The following is a 16,808-nucleotide window of genomic DNA, read 5'->3' as shown; positions in this document are numbered from 1 at the left end:
CGTGAAGGGCGAGGTCATCAAGACCGTGCCGGAGTCGAAGATCGTGGAGACCCTGATCGAGGAGGCGATGAAGATCGCCGAACAGATGGAGAAGGCGGGAGTGGCATCGGGCCCGCCCGCCGTCACCGTCAGCTAGGAAAGGGGGACGACCGTGTCGATTCTGGAGAGCATCAAAGGCCCGCGCGATCTCACGGCGCTGACCGCTGCGGAAGTCGAAGAACTCGCCGGCGAGATCCGAGAGTTCCTGATCCACGCGGTGGCGAGGACCGGCGGGCATCTCGGCCCCAACCTCGGCGTGGTCGAGCTGACCATCGCCCTGCACCGGGTCTTCGAGTCCCCCAAGGACAAGGTCCTGTGGGACACCGGTCACCAGAGCTATGTGCACAAGCTGCTCACCGGCCGCCAGGACTTCTCCAAACTGCGCGGCAAGGGCGGCCTCTCCGGCTACCCCGCGCGCGCCGAGTCCGAGCACGATGTCATTGAGAACTCCCACGCCTCCACGGTCCTCGGCTGGGCCGACGGCCTCGCCAAGGCCAACGAGGTCCTCGGGAAGGACGACCACGTCGTCGCCGTCATCGGCGACGGCGCGCTGACCGGCGGCATGGCCTGGGAGGCGCTGAACAACATCGCCGCCGCCAAGGACCGCCCGCTGGTCATCGTCGTCAACGACAACGAGCGCTCGTACGCGCCCACCATCGGCGGCCTCGCCGACCACCTCGCCACCCTCCGTACCACCGACGGCTACGAACAGGTCCTCGCCTGGGGAAAGGACGTCCTCCACCGCACCCCCGTCGTCGGAAGGCCGCTGTACGAATCCCTCCACGGCGCGAAGAAGGGCTTCAAGGACGCCTTCGCCCCGCAGGGCATGTTCGAGGACCTCGGCCTCAAGTACGTCGGCCCCGTCGACGGCCACGACACGGCCGCCGTCGAGTCCGCGCTGCGCCGGGCGAAGAGGTTCCACGGCCCGGTGCTGGTCCACTGCCTGACCGAGAAGGGCCGCGGCTACCCGCCGGCCCTGGAGGACGACGCCGACCGCTTCCACGCCGTCGGAGCGATGGACCCCCTGACCTGCGCACCGCTCTCACCCCCCGGCGGCCCGTCCTGGACCGCCGTCTTCGGAGACGAGATCGCCGCCATCGGAGCCGAACGCCCCGACGTGGTGGCGATCACCGCCGCCATGCTCCACCCGGTCGGACTGACCCGGTTCGCCGAGCAGTTCCCGGACCGGGTGTGGGATGTCGGGATCGCCGAGCAGCACGCCGCCGTCTCCGCCGCGGGGCTCGCCACCGGAGGGCTCCACCCGGTCGTCGCCGTCTACGCCACCTTCCTCAACCGCGCCTTCGACCAGGTGCTCATGGATGTCGCCCTGCACGGATGCGGGGTGACGTTCGTCCTCGACCGGGCCGGCGTCACCGGCACCGACGGGCCCTCCCACAACGGCATGTGGGACATGTCGATCCTCCAGGTCGTACCCGGTCTGCGCATCGCCGCGCCGCGCGACGCCGAGCGGTTGCGCGAGGAGCTGCGGGAGGCCGTCGACGTGGACGACGCGCCGACCGTGCTCCGCTTCCCCAAGGAGGCCGTGGGGGAGCCGGTCCCGGCCGTCGCCCGCGTCGGCGGAATGGACGTACTGCACGCCACGGAAGAGCCGGACGTGCTGCTCGTGTCGGTCGGGGCCATGGCGGCCGTCTGCCTCCAGACCGCCGGACTGCTGGAAGGGCGGGGCATCCGCTGCACCGTCGTCGACCCGCGCTGGGTCAAACCCGTCGACGAACAGCTTCCCCCGCTCGCCGCGCACCACCGCATGGTGGCGGTCGTGGAGGACAACAGCCGCACCTCGGGCGTGGGGGCCGCCGTCGGGCAGGCGCTGCGCGACGCCGGTGTGGACGTGCCGCTGCGGACGTTCGGCATCCCCGAGCAGTTCCTCGCCCACGCCAAACGCGGCGAGGTGCTGGCCGACATCGGTCTCACCCCGGTGGAGATCGCGGGACGGATCAGTGCCGCCATGGCAGTCAAGGAGAGCTGAGCGATGACCGAGCCGACCGGGACCCCCTCGGGGGGCCCGTCCGGGACTCCGGAGCGACCGAAGGGTTTCGACCTGGCGAGACTGCTCGCCGAACGCGGAGCCGAGCGCTACGAACTGCACTCACGGCATCTGAACCACCAGCTGCCGCGGATGCTGCACACCATCGGCTTCGACAAGGTCTACGAGCGGGCCGAGGGCGCGTACTTCTGGGACGCCGACGGGAACGACTACCTCGACATGCTCGCCGGCTTCGGAGTGATGGGCCTCGGCCGGCACCATCCCGTCGTACGCAAGGCGCTCCACGACGTCCTCGACGCCTCGCCGGCCGATCTCACCCGTTTCGACTGCCAGCCGCTGCCCGGACTGCTCGCCGAGAAGCTCCTCGCCCACAGCCCCCATCTCGACCGGGTCTTCTTCGGCAACAGCGGCACAGAGGCGGTCGAGACCGCGCTGAAATTCGCCCGGTACGCCACCGGCAAGCCGAGGATCCTCTACTGCGACCACGCCTTCCACGGCCTGACCACCGGCTCGCTCTCGGTCAACGGGGAAGGGGGCTTCCGGGAAGGATTCGCGCCTCTGCTGCCCGACACCGCGATCACGCTCGGCGATCTGGGCGCGCTGGAGCGGGAGCTGAAGCGCGGCGATGTCGCCGCGCTGGTGGTGGAGCCGATCCAGGGCAAGGGCGTCCTCGCGGCGCCGCCCGGATTTCTCCGTGCCGCGCAGGAACTGCTCCACCGGCACAAGGCGCTCCTGATCGCCGACGAGGTGCAGACCGGCCTCGGACGGACGGGCGACTTCTACGCGTACCAGCACCAGGACGGCGCCGACGCCGTGGAGCCGGACCTGGTCTGTGTCGCGAAGGCCCTGTCCGGCGGATATGTGCCCGTGGGGGCGACCCTCGGCAAGGACTGGATCTTCAAGAAGGTCTACTCCTCGATGGACCGGGTCCTCGTCCACTCGGCGAGCTTCGGCTCCAACGCCCAGGCGATGGCCGCCGGACTGGCCGTGCTCAGTGTGATCGAGGATGAACGGATCGTCGCCAACGCACGCACGACCGGTGATCTTCTGCGCACCCGGCTGGCCGCTCTCGTCGACCGCTATGAGTTCCTGCACGAGGTACGCGGCCGGGGCCTCATGATCGGCATCGAGTTCGGGCGGCCCGACTCGCTCAGACTGCGCAGCCGCTGGAGCATGCTGCAAGCCGCCCGGAAGGGCCTGTTCGCGCAGATGGTCGTGGTGCCCCTGTTGCAGAAGCACCGGATCCTCACCCAGGTCTCCGGCGACCATCTGGAGGTGATCAAGCTGATCCCGCCGCTGACGATCGGCGAACCCGAGGTCGACCGGTTCGTCACGGCCTTCACCGCGGTGATGGACGACGCTCACACCGGCGGCGCACTGATGTGGGACTTCGGAAAGACCCTGGTCAAGCAGGCCGTCGCAACCCGCTGAACGGACGCTCGCACCGCCCGCGCCAGGGCCGTCGGGCGGGCCCGAAGGCCGAAATTTACCTCTGAGGCAAGAAACTTGCCTCGGAGGCATTTTCCTGGCGCAATGAAGGTATGCAGAGTCCTCCCGGGGGCCACCCCCCGGATCCCCGAACTCCTGCCGGCGAAACGCCCGTGGAGCTGCCCGACGTGGCGCCCCGGCTCCGCGATCTGCGCCGCCGCCGCGGTCTCACGCTGGAGGCCGCCGCCCAGCGCGCCGGTCTCTCGCCCGCGCATCTCTCCCGGCTGGAGACCGGCCGCAGACAGCCCTCGCTGCCGATGCTGCTCTCTCTCGCCAGGATCTACGGTACGACAGTCGCCGAGCTGCTCGGCGAGCTCGCGCCCGAGCACGACCCCGTCATCCGGGCCGGCCGCCGGGAACCCTCCGAGGCCGACGGCTGGACCTACCACCAGGTGGGCGGTCCCGGCCGGGCCATGCAGGCGCTGCGGCTGATCGTTCCGTACGGCGCCCAGGGCGATCTGGTGCGGGTCCACCCCGGAGAGGAGTGGCTGTACGTCCTCGACGGGCGGGTGCGGCTCAGTCTGGGGGACGCCGTGCACGAGCTGGGTCCCGGGGACAGCGCGCACTACGACTCGCTCACCCCGCACCGTATCGCCGCGGGCACCCGCGACGGCGCCGAGATGCTCTTCGTCCACACCCTGCTCCAGAGCCCCGAGATCCATCCGCACTTCTGAGACACCAGGCGCGACAAGCGCCGAGGCCCCGGGAGATCGTCCAGATCTGAAGAAACCCGAAGAATCCAGAAGAAAGAAGCCCACGAAATGTCCGAGACCCCCATCGTTCCCGAGGACGCCGCCGTGCCCCAGACGCCGGCCAAGCACGAGATGAAGGAAGAGGGGAAGTTCCCCAGGGGCCTGGTCGTCCGGCTCTTCGCGTATCTGATCGCGGGCCACCTGCTGGCCGGTTTCCTCTATCTCCTGTTCGAGGTCGGCGCCAAGTAGATCAGGTGGCCCGGACGGCTCACGCCGTCTCGGTCAGCCGCTCCCGCAGCCGCTCGCGCGTTCCGGGGCTCAGCTTCAGCCCGTCCGTGAGGTAGCGCTCGGTGGTGCCCCACGTCTCCTCGATCGCGTCGAAGGCCGTGTGCAGATACTCGGCGCGCGCGTCGAAGAGCGGGCTCAGCAGCTCCATCACCTCGGGTGACATCGCTGCGGGCGAGTCGTCCTTGCGGCGGATCAGGTAGCGGCGGTGCGGGTCGTTGGACTTGAGGTAGTCCGCCTCGATCGCGTCCCGCTCCACCCCGACCGCGAGCAGGGACACCGCGATGGAGAGACCGGCGCGGTCCTTGCCCGCCGCACAGTGCATCAGCGCCGGAACGCTGTCCTCGGCGAGCGCGTGGAGAATCCTGCTGTGATCGCCCGTGCGCTGCGTGATCATCATGCGGTACGACTCCGCCATCCGGCCGGCCGCCTTGCCGTCCGCCAGAATCGACCGCAGCTGGTTGATGCCGCCCTCGCGGACCATGCGCCAGAACTCGGCCCCGTCGGCCGGGTCGCTGAGGGGCAGATTCAGATTCCGCACACCGGGCAGCGGAACGTCCGGCCCCTCCAGTTGGATGTCGGCGTTGTTGCGGAAGTCGAAGATCGTGTGCAGCCCGAGGGTGGCCAGGAACGAGGCGTCGCTCTCGGTCGCGTGGGCGAGATGCCCGCTGCGGAAGAGCCGCCCGTACCGCACTGTCCCGCCGTCCACGGTCGGCAGTCCGCCCACGTCGCGGAAGTTGCGCACTCCGGTCAGCTCGGGCTCGTTCGAGGGGACCTGCGGCAACTGCTGCGTCACGAAGGCTCCAGGAGATCACAGCCGTCGGCATCGGTCGCCGACGGTGGCGTTTTATCGACGATACGACATCGGTACCTCGGGCAACCAGCGGAAACGGGCTGCCGCGTCCCGTCCGGCGCCATCACCCGGACGCCCGCGCGCTCTCGATGATGCGCGTACATATGGCGAGCCCGACCCGCACCGGGTTCCGCCATCACGGTTCGCGGCGAACCTCGCCCGGCGGGGTGTGCGGGCCTATGGGACAGCCTCTGTCTCCGTGAGTAGTCGGGCGCACTTCTGACCGGCGCTCCGATCGCATTTGCGGAAGGGGACCTCGACCGCTGTGTCATGGACGCGCCGATTCATGGACGCGGGTCTGTCCCGGTGGGGAGTATTCGCGGGAATGGCGGACCGGGCATGCCGACGTTGTTCTTCGGGCGCTGGTCGGCGTTCTTGAGGCACTGGTCGGCCGATTGCGGACCGTGCATCGGGAAGTGGCTTTCGAATCCTGTTTCCGGGAGCCCCGCCGTGTTGAGCGAGCAGGAACCCGGCCGAGACGCGGGGTCCGCGCCCGGGCGGGCTCGGGGCGAACCCGGGCGCCATGGTCATACGGCCGCGCCTTGTCGAGGTGGACGGGAATCGACGTACGGCTGTCGTTTCCGTGTGAAAGGTGAGGAGTTGGGAGCGGCAATCGCGGCGATCAACCCTTATGGGATCACATGTGCCTTATGTCCGAATCAGGAGGTTCGCCATAACGTGCCCTATAAGTGCGGGATATGGGATCCGCTCGTGAGCAGGATCATATCCGTGACGGTGTGTGGCCGCGCCCAGAAGTGGAATACGCCTGCGGGGCAGGAGTTTTGCGGACTTCGGTCCACGGAGTGTGACGGTGAATTCCCCCGGAGAATGACCCAGTTCACCGATCGGGATAATCCTCGGCTTGTTCCGCTCGGTACGGCCGGTCTACGGTCTCGGAATTCCGGGCGGCACGCCTCATCCTGCCGCCGCCCGAATTTCACCCACTCACATGTGGCAGGAGCGGGGGACCCAGGTAGTACGCCGATTCCGGGTATCCGGACGGCTTGGGGTGAAGTCGTGCTCATCGCGCGGCCGGGCATCTCCAGCCCGAACCCGACAGCTCACCTCGCAGGCGCCGGAGAGGAAAGCGTCATGCCCAAAAAGGGTAAGCATCGCCGTATCCAGGCAGGCCCCATCGCCCGCGGTTTCGTCGCCGCCGGTACCGGTGGCGCGGCCATCGCCATCCCGCTGATGGGCGCGACCGGCGCCCAGGCCGCGGAGCAGACCGCCCCCGCCGTACAGACGGTTCCCTCGGCCGTCGCCCCGGCGAAGGCGAGCGGCGCTCCGGCCGCCCCGGAGGTGCGGCAGCACGCCGCCGCCCCGGTCACCTACCGTGTCGTCGCGGGCGACTATCTCGCCAAGATCGCCGAGGAACAGCAGGTGAGGGGCGGCTGGCAGAAGCTCTACGCGGACAACCGCGAGGCCGTCGGCGAGAACCCCTCCCTGATCCACCCCGGCCTCAAGCTCACCATCGGCGCGAAGGCCGAGGGCAAGGCTCCGGCGAAGGCCGAGAAGCGCTCGGACGACCGCTCCTCCCGTGACCACTCCCGCGAGAGCGCTCCGGCCGCGCAGTCGCAGAAGTCCTCCGGCTCCTCGTCCGCCGAGTCTCCGTCGGCCAAGTCCTCGAACGCCAAGTCCTCAAACGCCAAGTCCTCGGCCTCCGGCTCCTCGGTCCGGGGATCGGCCCAGGCGTCCGACGACGCGCCGAGCACCACCCAGCGGAGCGGTGGCTACACCACCCCCACGCCGTCCGGCAACGTCAGCACCTCCTACCGTGCTTCGGGCTCCATGTGGTCCAGCGGGTACCACACCGGTGTCGACTTCACCGCCTCGACCGGCACCAGCATCAGGTCCGTCGGACCCGGCACCGTCGTCTCCGCCGGGTGGAGCGGCGCGTACGGCAACGAGGTCGTCATCAGGCACACCGACGGCAAGTACTCGCAGTACGCCCATCTCTCCTCCCTCTCCGTCTCGTCCGGCCAGAGTGTGAGCGGCGGCCAGCAGATCGGCCGCGCCGGCTCCACCGGCAACTCCACCGGTCCGCACCTGCACTTCGAGGTCCGCACCGGCCCCGGCTACGGCTCGGACGTCGACCCGGTGGCGTACCTGCGCCAGCACGGCGTCTCGCTCTGACGGATCCTGACGGATCCTGACGGATCCTGACGGATCCTGACGGATCCTGACGGATCCTGACGGATCCTGACGGATCCTGACGGCACCGGCGCGTTCCGGTCCCGTTGGTCCTCTGAACCTCTGAGCCCCGGCTCTTCCGGACTCCGGTTCCGCTGATCTCTTCGCCGAACGGCTCGCACCCGCGGGCCGAACGGCCCGGATCCCCTCGCACCGCCGCGGTGGCGCGAGGGGATCCGGCGTTTTCGCCCCCCTGGGCATCCCGGTGGGACCGATGCGCTCCCGTACCGCCGCCGCTATACGTCCCGTTCCTGGTCGGTGCCGGTGCCGGTGCCGTTGCCGAACGGCACCGGCACCGGAAACGGCAGGAGCACGGGCTCGGCGGCGGCGGTGGGTCCGGCGGCGGGGATCCGTTCCAGGACGCCGCCCGCGAACACGTCGTACAGCGGCAGCGACTCCAGATGCACATAGCCGATGTGACAGTCGCAGACGGGGAGCGGACACGCCCTCGGACGCAGCGCGCTCCGGTACGAGCCGTCGTAGAGGTTGCCCAGTTCCTCGCTGACGAAGTGACAGCGGCGGACCGTGCCGTCGCCGTCCACCGAGATGACCGACTCGCCCGTACGACAGGGGAGTCCGGCCGAGCGGTGCGGATGGCGGCTGTAGGGGAAGAGCGGATCGAGCCCCGTCCAGTCGGCGGCCTCCGCGTCCGTGTAACCGTGCCCCTCCGCCGCGTTCACCCAGAGGTAGACCCGCTCGGGCAGTTCGGCACGGAGACGGCGGGCCTGCTCCAGATGCTCGGGGAGACCGACGACGCCGACGCTGAAACGGACGCCCCGCGCCGCCAGGTCGCCGCATTTGGCGAGGAAGCGGTCGTAGGGGGTCTGCCCCGGATGGTAGGTGCACCAGAGCGCGAGCGTGTCGAGATCGGCTTCGGCGAGCCAGTCGGTGCGGCAGCTGAGATTGGTCTGGATCGCCACCCGTCGCACCTGCGGCAGCCGCGACAGTTCGACCAGGGTGCGGCGGTACCAGGAGCGCACCAGACCCTCGCCCCACGGGGTGAACAGAACCGAGAGCCGGTCGTCCGGCCGCGAGGACACCCAGGCGGCGAACCGTTCCAGCGCGGCCCGGTCCGCCCGCAGTCGCGCGGGGTTGTCGCGCCTTTTGGCGAAGGGGCAGTAAGGACAGTCGTAGTCGCAGGACGCGAGCGGTCCCCGGTAGAGGACGGTCAGATGATCCATGTCCGCCGTCTCACTTCGGCTCGTACGCGGCCATACGGGCCCGTACGACGGGGGAGAACAACTCCGGTCCCAGCCCGTCCGAGTACGCCAGCCCTTGGGCGCTCAGCCGCAGCAGTCCGGGCGGCGCGGACTCGTCCAGCCAGCCGAGCACGGTGAACCGTTCCAGCTCGGGACCGAAGTCGTCCTCGGGATCGCGGCCGAAGCGGTCGCGGTAGTCGCCTGTCTCCATGCCCTGGGCCTGGAGGAGCGACTGGAGGAGATGGCGTCGGCGGGCCTCGTCCTCGTCCATCTCGTATCCGACGCCGGCGCGGCCGAAGTCCTCGGCGCTCGTCTGCGTGTACGCGTCGATGATGCCGCGTATCTCCGTCATCCGGACCGCGTAGTCGAACGAGTAGTGCAGACGCGAGGTGTACGAGCGGGCTCCGCAGCCGAGGCCGATCATGCCGTCGGTCTGGCAGGCGTGGTCCGGGGAGTCCGAGGCCGGTGCGTCCGCCCGGCGGAACATCCGCATCGACACCTGCTCATAGCCGTGGGCCAGGAGATGATCACGACCCTGCCGGTACAGCCGCAGCCGCTGGGCGTCCCAGGAGTGATCACCGCCCGTCCCGAGCCTGCCGAGACCGGTCAGCGGCCTGACGTAGAGCGGGTAGAGATACAGTTCCTCGGGCCGCCAGGCCAGCGCGGAGTCCAGGGAGTATCGCCAGCTCCGCGAGGTCTGGCCGTCGATCCCGTAGATCAGATCGATGTTGAGGACGGGAACGCCCGCCTCCCGGATGCGGGCCAGTGCGGACTCGACCTCGGCACGCCGCTGCGGGCGTACGGCCGCCTTCGCCTCCTGGTCGACGAAGCTCTGGACACCGATGCTGAGGCGCGTGGCGCCGCGCTCGGCGAGTACGGCGAGCCGATCGGGGGTCGCCGTGGACGGTGAGGTCTCGACCGAGAGTGGGACGGAGGCGAGATCCGCGCCCATGCGCTTCTCGGCGATGTCGCAGAGCCGGTCCAGCTCATCGGCGGTGAGGAACGTCGGCGTGCCGCCGCCGAAGGCCGCGGCCGTGAAGCGCACCGGCCCGTCGTCGCCGAGCGCGTCCCGTACGGCGGTCGCCTGCCGGTCGAGCGCGTCGAGATAGCGGGTGGTCAGCTCGTCGGGAGCGCCGATCCGGGTGAAGAGATTGCAGAAGCCGCAGCGGACCTCGCAGAACGGTATGTGCAGATAGAGCGAGAGCGCGTCCTTGCGTTCCGCGGCCCACAGCTCGCCGAGGGAGTGCCGGTCGGCGAGCGGCCGGTACGCCGTCTTGTGGGGATAGGCGTAGACGTAACTTTGGTACGGGCGCGGATGGTCGGGCGGTGTGTTCGGTGGCGTGCTCATACGGCGGCCTCGGGTGGTTCGGATTGCGGAGGTGACACGGCCGGTTCAACCGGTTCGACCGGCTCAACTGGTTCGGCCGGCTCCGGCGGATCAATCGGCTGATCCGGCACGGTGGTTGGTTCGGTCGGCTCGGCCGCTTCGAGGAAGAAGTGCGCGTACGGCACGGTCCACACGGACTCATGGGCCAGCCGGTGACCCGTGTAGCCGTCGTCGCCGTACGCCGTGCCGTGGTCGGAGCAGACGATCGCGAAGCAGCGCCGACGGCTGCGCGTGGCGTCGAACAACCGGCCGATGTGCCGGTCGACGTACTCCAGCGCGGCGGCGTGCGTCTCACGGGAGTCGCCCGCTTCGCGGGTCGCGCCAGGACGATGGAACCAGTTCGGCTGATGCAGCGAGGGCACATTGACGAACAGGAAGAGCCGGCGGTCGTGGGGGAGTGCCGCGACGACCTCCTCGGCACGGGCGACCTGCGCCTCGAACGAGGTGGGCGAAGCGACGCCGAACTCGGGCTCCCAGTGGCTCTCCTGGAACATTCCCGGCAGTACGGATCCGAGCGGCCCCCGCTTGTTGAAGAAGCCGACTCCGCCGATGCAGACCGTGCGATACCCCGCCCGGGCGAGGCCCGTGACCAGATCGGGGGTGTCGAAGACGAAGGTCCGGCCGGCCGTCGTCTCACTGCCGTCGAAGCGCGCGGCGAACAGCCGGGGGTGAGGGCCCGGCGCGGCCGGAGTCGGCAGAAAGCCCGCGAACATCGCCTGGTGCGAGGCGTAGGTGAAACTGCCGGGCGCGTGCCGCTTCTGCCAGCGGCCCCCGGGAAGGCGGCGGGTGAGGTTCGGAATCCGCCCGGCCTCGGCGAGTTCGGCGGCGACATCGTGGCGGAGGGTGTCGAGCGTGACGAACAGCAGATCGTCGCGGCCGACGACCTCGTTCATGTCCGGGTTCATCTCCGGGTTCACGTCAGGATTCATGTCCGGGTTCATGGCGGGGTTCATGCCCAGGGCAGCGTGTTCCCGGCCGGGCCGGGTGACGGCGTCAGGCGTCGGCACGGTGGTTCCCCGTCCCTTCCGGTGCGCCCGCTCTCCCCGGCGCGAGGGCTTGGTGGGCCACGGGAGCGTGATGCGGTGCAGGGGTTCGGTGGGGTACGGGAGCCTGGTGGGGTACGGGGGTTCGGTGCGGGGCGACGGCTCCGCGCGGTGCACGGCCGTCGTCCCGTCGCGTCGCTCGTTCCCGTACGGCCGCGATCTGCGCCCCGTAGGTGTCCAGGCCCTCCACCCCGCTGCCCGGCAGGCCGGTGAGTCGCGGCAGCAGATCCCCGAAGGCGTTGACCTCGCCGACGGCGAAACGCCGCCATCCCGTGGTGGGCAGCAGATCGACGCCCACGCGCAAGGCCCCGGGGAAGCGGGCCGCCGCCCGCTCGCAGATCCCCAGCGCCTCGTCCCAGGCGGTGCCCGCGGCCTCGACGGCGGCGCGGGCCGCCGCCAGATCGCCGCGCGCCCCGCCGAGATGGAGATTGGTCATCGGTGACGAGCCCTTTCTGACGACCGCGTGGGTCGCCCGGCCGGCGGTGACGACGATCCGCAGATCCGCGGTCATCCCGTCCTGGGACGCCTTCGGCAGCCATCGCTCGATGTGGAGGCCGTCCGGCGCGAGGGCGTCCACGATCGCGGCGACCTCCCTCTCGACCGTGTACCGGCGGACCCGCAGCGAGTTGAAGAGCCGGCCGCGCCCGTCCCGCTCCACCGACGTGGTGGCCCGCACCCGCCCGCCGCTCGCCGTCTCGACGGCGAGGACCCCGGAACCGGACGACCCGTGGGCGAGCTTGACGAACATCCTGCGCAACCCCGTCGCCTCCCCGATGGCGCGGACGTCGTCCCAGCCGCGTACCGCCCGCGCCCCGGCACCGGACGTGGGCGAATCGGGCACCGGGACGCCGGCCCGGCGCAGCACACCGTGGCAGAGCCGCTTGTCGAACAGCACCGCCAGTTCGTCTGGATCATCCAGCGGTACGGCCCCGGCGGCGACCGCGGCCCCCGTCACCCGGCGCGCAGCCGCCGTGAACCGCTCGTACCAGAGCGCGGTCCCCTCGACGCGCGCGGGGTCGCCCTCGCCCCGCAACTCCCGGTCCACTTCAGGGTCCTCGCCGGGCGAGTCGATGCGGACGTACTCACCCGGACGGAACAGCGCCCGGTCCCGCAGCACGTCGATCCAGGGCACCACGCGCACGGCGGGCAGACCGGCGGCGAGCGCCGCGTCCTGGAACAGCGTCACGCGGCGGTTGGCCGGATTGCCGACGACCGCGAGAGCGGGGGCGGGCAGGGGGCGTGTCCCGGTCACGGCGTCACTCGGCCACAGAGGTGTAGCGGTGGTCCCACTCGTCGTCCGGGTCGAGTTCGCCGAGCTGCTCGTCGCCGAGGTCCACCACCACACCGGAGCCCTCGAACGCGGCCTCGAAACGCTTCACCATCGGCTCGCTGACGAAATGGTGGTTGAGGTCCAGCTTCGTCAGATGGGTCAGTGGCTGCCCGTGCAGCAGGGCCTCGGCCCCGTCGTCGCCGAGCGTGCCCATCGACAGGTCCAGGGTGTCGAGACGGCCGACCACGGGCGCACCGGCCACCGCGACGGCGATCTGGTCCTGGATGTCGCTGTTGCAGAGGCCCAGATACCGCAGGCTCGGCAGCCGGGTGCCGGCGAGGATCGGCTCCAGATCGGACACGGCGACATCCGCGCCGTACTCGGACGCGCCGATCCAGAGGTCCAGATGCTCCAGCGCGGGAAGATCGCTGGCCGCGACGGCGCGTACGACGTCCGCGCCCAGCCCTCCCGTCTCGATGACGAGGGCCCGCAGCTTCTCGTGCCGCAGGGCGTCGAAGCGCAGGCCCTGGCCGCCGCGCGCCCCGAACCGCTCCAGTTCGGGGAAGGCGTCGATGAGCGGTGACACCAGACCTTGATTGATCCAGGAGATCTCGCACTCCTCGTAGGTGATGTCACCGACGAAGAGCGCCCGCAGTCCGGGGAGCCGCTCGCGGGCGTCGACGATCGCGGAGACCACGGGTTCGGGGCCGGTGTCGTACACGTCGCTCCACGCCCCGACGATCAGCGCCCGCACCTCGGAGGTGTCCACGGCCGCGAGGAAGCGGGCGAACGCCTCCTCCCACGCCTCGTCGCTCTCGTACGAATCGACGGCGATCCGCCAGGCCACCGAGTCCGCGGACGGCAGTTCGACCTTCTTGTCGGCATCGGGGAATGCGAACACGGGCAGGCCGTGAAACTCCTGCAGATGGCTCGATACGCTCATGAGGGGCTCCAGAGATACCGGACGTGGTTGATCGGCTGATGGGCAGAAGTTCTACCAAGCCGCACTGACAACGCTGATCGCGGGGGCCCTGCGGTGCTTCCGCGGCCCGGCGCGGTTCGAGTCTCGGTCCCAGGTCACGGCCGGTTCCGGGCCGGTGGGCAGGCGAGCGGTGCCCGGCCGTGGACCCCGTTGTCACACCCGGCCGTTAGCGTCGTTCTCAGCTCGGCGCACTCGGTGCCGCGCATCGAGGGGAGAGCCATGTACCGGCAGGGAGATGTCCTGATCGTGCCCGTCGCGGAGGAGGCCGTGCCCGCGCACATCGAGAACGCGCAGGCCGAACCGAGGGACGCGCGGGGGCGGATGGTGCTGGCGCTCGGGGAGGTCACGGGCCACGCCCACGCGGTGCCCGGCGCCGGCCGTCTGGTGCGCGAGCCGGGCCCGTTCGGCCCGATGGTGCTCCATCTGCCGACCGGCGGCCGGGTGGTCCACGAGGAGCACGCGGCGATCACGCTCCCCAGGGGCTGGTACCGCGTGGTGCGCCAGCGCGAGTACCTGCCGGGGGCGGTACGCGTCGTCGCCGACTGACCCGGCGGCCTCGCGCACGGGCTCACCGTTCACGGGCTCAGCGGCTCACGTGGCTCGCGCGACGGGAACGGCACCGGCACATCACCGCACAGGGCACAGAGCAGTGCGGGCACGGAGCAGTGCGGACACAGAGCAGTACAGGCACTGGGACAGAGCAGTACAGACACCGGGCAGCACGGGCACCGGGCAGGACACGCAGAGAACGACACCGGCCGACGACCGGCCGACAGGGGACGGGGAATCACATGGGTGACATGGACATGGGTCATGTGGACAAGTGGCGGGCCGTCGCGACGGCGACCGGACCCGCGGACCGGGCCGCGGCCGAAGAAGGCGTACGCATCGCCTACCGCAGTGCCGGGCTCGCCGAGCCCGAACGGATCATCTGGGCCGACTCGCCCCGCGCGGGCGCGACCGCCGTCCTGGCTCTGGACGCCGGGCCGTCGGTCCGTGAGCAGGTCCGCACCCGCCCCTGGGCGGAGGAACGCCGGCGCGTGCACGACGAACTGGGGCCCGCGGGCTGGACGGAACTGTGGAGCGCCACCGGCGCCCAGCTCTGGGACACCACGCGCGCCCTCGCCGAGCGGATCCGGAGCGGGCTTCTGGAACAGGCGTCGACAGGGCGCGCGATGGCCCCCGACGGGTTGGGAACGCGGGGCGCGGACCCGGCGGACGGTTCGGCGGGCGGCCCGGCGGAGCCCGGAGCGGACGTCCAGGCCGCGGATCTCCGCCTGCTGCTCCTCGACGCGGTTCTCGGACAGCACGACGCGGCCTGGCTCGCGGCCTTCGAAGGCCGCAGTGAACGGCTGGAAGGGCTCGCGCAAGTGGCCGCCAACGCCGGCTGGTGGTGGCCGTACGAGAAGGCCGCGGTGGTCTGCGAGCGCCCGGTCGAGCTGCACCGCGACGAGGCGGGCCGCCTCGACAGCGGTGAAGGACCGGCCCTCGCCTTCGCCGACGGCTTCGGGCTCTACGCCTGGCGCGGTATGCCGGTGCCCGCCGAGTTCCTGAGCGAACTGACCTCCCTGACCACCGATCGCATACGCGACGAGGAGAACGCCGAGCTCCGCCGGGTGATGCTGGAGCACTACGGCTACGACCGGTACCTCGCCGAATCGGGCGCCCAGCCGGTGCACAAGGACGAGACCGGCACGCTGTGGCGGATCCCGCTCCGGGGCGACGAGGACGTGGTCATGGTGGAGGTGCTCAACTCCACGGCGGAGCCGGACGGCACCTTCCGCACGTACTGGCTGCGGGTGCCGCCGGAGACCAGGACGGCGAAGGAGGGTGTCGCCTGGACCTTCGGTCTGGAAGCGGAGGCGTACGAGCCGCTCCGTCAGACCTGAGCCGCCGGGATCCCCCCCCCGGCCGACGAGCACCGTACCGCCCTCGCCCGTACAGCCTCGGGCACCGCGGCCCGGCGTGCCCCACCGGCGCGCTCTCTCCTCCGGGCCGGGCCCGGACCGCCTGCCGTGGGGGAGCCCGTGGACATGGCGTCGGCCGTGCCGTGGGTGTCGGCCAGGGAGGGGAGGGTGGGCAGCGACCGGGGCCGGGCGCGGGCGTTGAGCGGATGCCCGTCCCGCCCGCCGGAAGGTCCGGTGACGCTCGACGGGGCCGTTCAGCGGGTCGCGGCGGTGAGGGCTTCGCGATCCAGGCCGAGTTCGCGGGCGAGCGCGTCGTCGGTCCACTCCAGCATCGCGGCCCGTGACAGCGAACCCGCGTACGAGGTCATCTGTACGGCGAGCCCGTCCAGGAACGCGGTGAGTCGCCAGGCCGTCGCGGCGGGGTCCTGGCAGGGGAACTCGCCCTCGGCCGCTCCCTGGGCGATGACCTCCGTCAGGGCGGCCTTCCACTGCTGGTCGAGATCGCGGGCGACCTCCCGCAGCGCGGGCTCGCGCAGCGCGGCGGCCCATCCCTCGATCCACAGCCGCCAGCCCTTGGCGGTCCCCGTCGGGGCGTACCAGCGGACCGCGGCCCGCAGTCTGCGCACGGCCGTGGTCCGGCGGTTGAGCAGCTTCCGCAACTGGGCGAGGTCTTCGTCGGCGGCGTGGGTGAACGCGGCGGCGACCAGCTTCTCCTTGGTGGAGAAGTGGTACAGGACAAGGGCGTTGCTCACACCGAGAGCGGCGGCGACATCGGCGATCCGAACCGCCGCGACACCGCGCCGCTCGATCTGCTCGACGGCGGCTCCGAGCAACTCCTCGCGCCGCTCTGCCACGCTCAACCGGACTCTGGCCACGGCCTCACCCTACACAGCCGATCTTGGCGCGCGGGATGAATCCGCGCTCCCTCCGACGCCCGGCGGCACCTCGCGGTCCTCCGTACGTCGTCGGCACACCGAACGCGTTGTGCGTGCTCGGTGTGCCGACGACGGGGACACGCGGGCTGCCGCGTCACCCGCGGTCCGGAGGATCCGGACTGCTGTGAAGCGGACCGCGGGACCCCACGGACAGAGCGGGCTCCACGGCCTACGACCGCCACCGCCGGCCTACCCCACTGCCCAGGAGAAGGAGGCGCGTACCGGGGTCACGGCACGGGTACGGGAACGATCGGAGCGAGCACCGCCGGAGGAGTACCGCCGGGCGCCGTGTCCGTGAGCGACCCGGGGCGCACGGAGCCGATACCGGCCTCGGTGACCCGCCCGCACGGGAACCACCGTGCCCCGTCCGCCCGGGGATACGGGGCACGCTCTGACCCGCTCCCTCCAGGCGCTGCACCGATCGATCAACTGAACAACCATTCAGTATCTGGACCGTTCGGTATCCATGTCGACGCAACCGTCGACCGGCCCCGCCCGGAGCCGCGGCCGAAGGCGCGTGCGTTCGCGGGCGA

The 16,808-nt window shown here is 70.8% G+C and carries 14 protein-coding genes, 1 pseudogene and 1 riboswitch; of the genes and pseudogenes, 8 read left to right on the top strand and 7 right to left on the bottom strand.

What is annotated here, in order from left to right; genetic code table 11:
* The 5 genes and pseudogenes from ACWEFL_RS34220 to ACWEFL_RS34200 form a co-directional block, all read left to right on the top strand.
* Window positions 1-136: pseudogene (locus ACWEFL_RS34220) on the top strand (flavodoxin-dependent (E)-4-hydroxy-3-methylbut-2-enyl-diphosphate synthase); the annotation flags it as partial.
* Between the two features lie 15 nt (window positions 137-151).
* On the top strand, window positions 152-2,026 hold the full coding sequence (dxs, locus tag ACWEFL_RS34215; RefSeq protein WP_451720601.1) for a 1-deoxy-D-xylulose-5-phosphate synthase: 1,875 nt from the start codon (window positions 152-154) through the stop codon (window positions 2,024-2,026).
* Between the two features lie 3 nt (window positions 2,027-2,029).
* On the top strand, window positions 2,030-3,475 hold the full coding sequence (locus ACWEFL_RS34210) for an aspartate aminotransferase family protein (RefSeq protein WP_451720598.1): 1,446 nt from the start codon (window positions 2,030-2,032) through the stop codon (window positions 3,473-3,475).
* Window positions 3,476-3,585: 110 nt separating this feature from the next.
* Window positions 3,586-4,206 (top strand): XRE family transcriptional regulator, encoded by a 621-nt coding sequence (locus tag ACWEFL_RS34205; RefSeq protein ID WP_451720595.1) that lies wholly within the window; start codon window positions 3,586-3,588, stop codon window positions 4,204-4,206.
* An 87-nt stretch (window positions 4,207-4,293) separates the two neighbouring features.
* On the top strand, window positions 4,294-4,473 hold the full coding sequence (locus ACWEFL_RS34200; RefSeq protein ID WP_451720592.1) for a DUF6126 family protein: 180 nt from the start codon (window positions 4,294-4,296) through the stop codon (window positions 4,471-4,473).
* Window positions 4,474-4,492: 19 nt separating this feature from the next.
* On the opposite strand, the gene ACWEFL_RS34195 is transcribed toward ACWEFL_RS34200, so the two are convergent.
* On the bottom strand, window positions 4,493-5,305 hold the full coding sequence (locus tag ACWEFL_RS34195; protein WP_451720589.1) for a tyrosine-protein phosphatase: 813 nt from the start codon (window positions 5,303-5,305) through the stop codon (window positions 4,493-4,495).
* Between the two features lie 985 nt (window positions 5,306-6,290).
* A riboswitch (cyclic di-AMP (ydaO/yuaA leader) is annotated at window positions 6,291-6,452 on the top strand.
* 2 nt (window positions 6,453-6,454) lie between these two features.
* Here ACWEFL_RS34195 and ACWEFL_RS34190 point away from each other — a divergent pair.
* Window positions 6,455-7,495 (top strand): M23 family metallopeptidase, encoded by a 1,041-nt coding sequence (locus ACWEFL_RS34190; protein ID WP_451720586.1) that lies wholly within the window; start codon window positions 6,455-6,457, stop codon window positions 7,493-7,495.
* 293 nt (window positions 7,496-7,788) lie between these two features.
* On the opposite strand, the gene ACWEFL_RS34185 is transcribed toward ACWEFL_RS34190, so the two are convergent.
* From ACWEFL_RS34185 to ACWEFL_RS34165, 5 genes are all read right to left on the bottom strand, one after another.
* Window positions 7,789-8,733 carry an STM4011 family radical SAM protein gene (locus ACWEFL_RS34185; RefSeq protein ID WP_451720583.1) on the bottom strand — a complete coding sequence of 315 codons (945 nt, stop codon included), beginning with the start codon at window positions 8,731-8,733 and terminating at the stop codon, window positions 7,789-7,791.
* Window positions 8,734-8,743: 10 nt separating this feature from the next.
* Window positions 8,744-10,099 carry an STM4012 family radical SAM protein gene (locus tag ACWEFL_RS34180; protein ID WP_451720580.1) on the bottom strand — a complete coding sequence of 452 codons (1,356 nt, stop codon included), beginning with the start codon at window positions 10,097-10,099 and terminating at the stop codon, window positions 8,744-8,746.
* Window positions 10,096-11,031 (bottom strand): STM4013/SEN3800 family hydrolase, encoded by a 936-nt coding sequence (locus ACWEFL_RS34175; protein ID WP_451720616.1) that lies wholly within the window; start codon window positions 11,029-11,031, stop codon window positions 10,096-10,098. Before ACWEFL_RS34175 ends, ACWEFL_RS34180 begins: the two co-directional genes overlap by 4 nt.
* Before the next feature lie 100 nt (window positions 11,032-11,131).
* Window positions 11,132-12,433 (bottom strand): STM4014 family protein, encoded by a 1,302-nt coding sequence (locus tag ACWEFL_RS34170; protein WP_451720578.1) that lies wholly within the window; start codon window positions 12,431-12,433, stop codon window positions 11,132-11,134.
* A 4-nt stretch (window positions 12,434-12,437) separates the two neighbouring features.
* On the bottom strand, window positions 12,438-13,394 hold the full coding sequence (locus ACWEFL_RS34165) for an STM4015 family protein (RefSeq protein WP_451720575.1): 957 nt from the start codon (window positions 13,392-13,394) through the stop codon (window positions 12,438-12,440).
* 258 nt (window positions 13,395-13,652) lie between these two features.
* Between ACWEFL_RS34165 and ACWEFL_RS34160 the strand changes: the two genes are divergently transcribed.
* The gene (locus ACWEFL_RS34160; protein ID WP_451720572.1) at window positions 13,653-13,979 is read left to right on the top strand and encodes a hypothetical protein; all 327 of its coding nucleotides are present in this window, start codon (window positions 13,653-13,655) and stop codon (window positions 13,977-13,979) included.
* Between the two features lie 260 nt (window positions 13,980-14,239).
* Entirely contained in the window at window positions 14,240-15,322 is a 1,083-nt protein-coding gene (locus ACWEFL_RS34155) for a DUF6745 domain-containing protein (protein ID WP_451720613.1), read from the top strand.
* Between the two features lie 272 nt (window positions 15,323-15,594).
* On the opposite strand, the gene ACWEFL_RS34150 is transcribed toward ACWEFL_RS34155, so the two are convergent.
* On the bottom strand, window positions 15,595-16,215 hold the full coding sequence (locus ACWEFL_RS34150; protein WP_451720569.1) for a TetR/AcrR family transcriptional regulator: 621 nt from the start codon (window positions 16,213-16,215) through the stop codon (window positions 15,595-15,597).
* Window positions 16,216-16,808 lie beyond the last annotated feature (593 nt).

This window comes from Streptomyces sp. NPDC004838, assembly GCF_053600955.1.
This window is presented reverse-complemented; position numbering and strand designations above follow the sequence as displayed.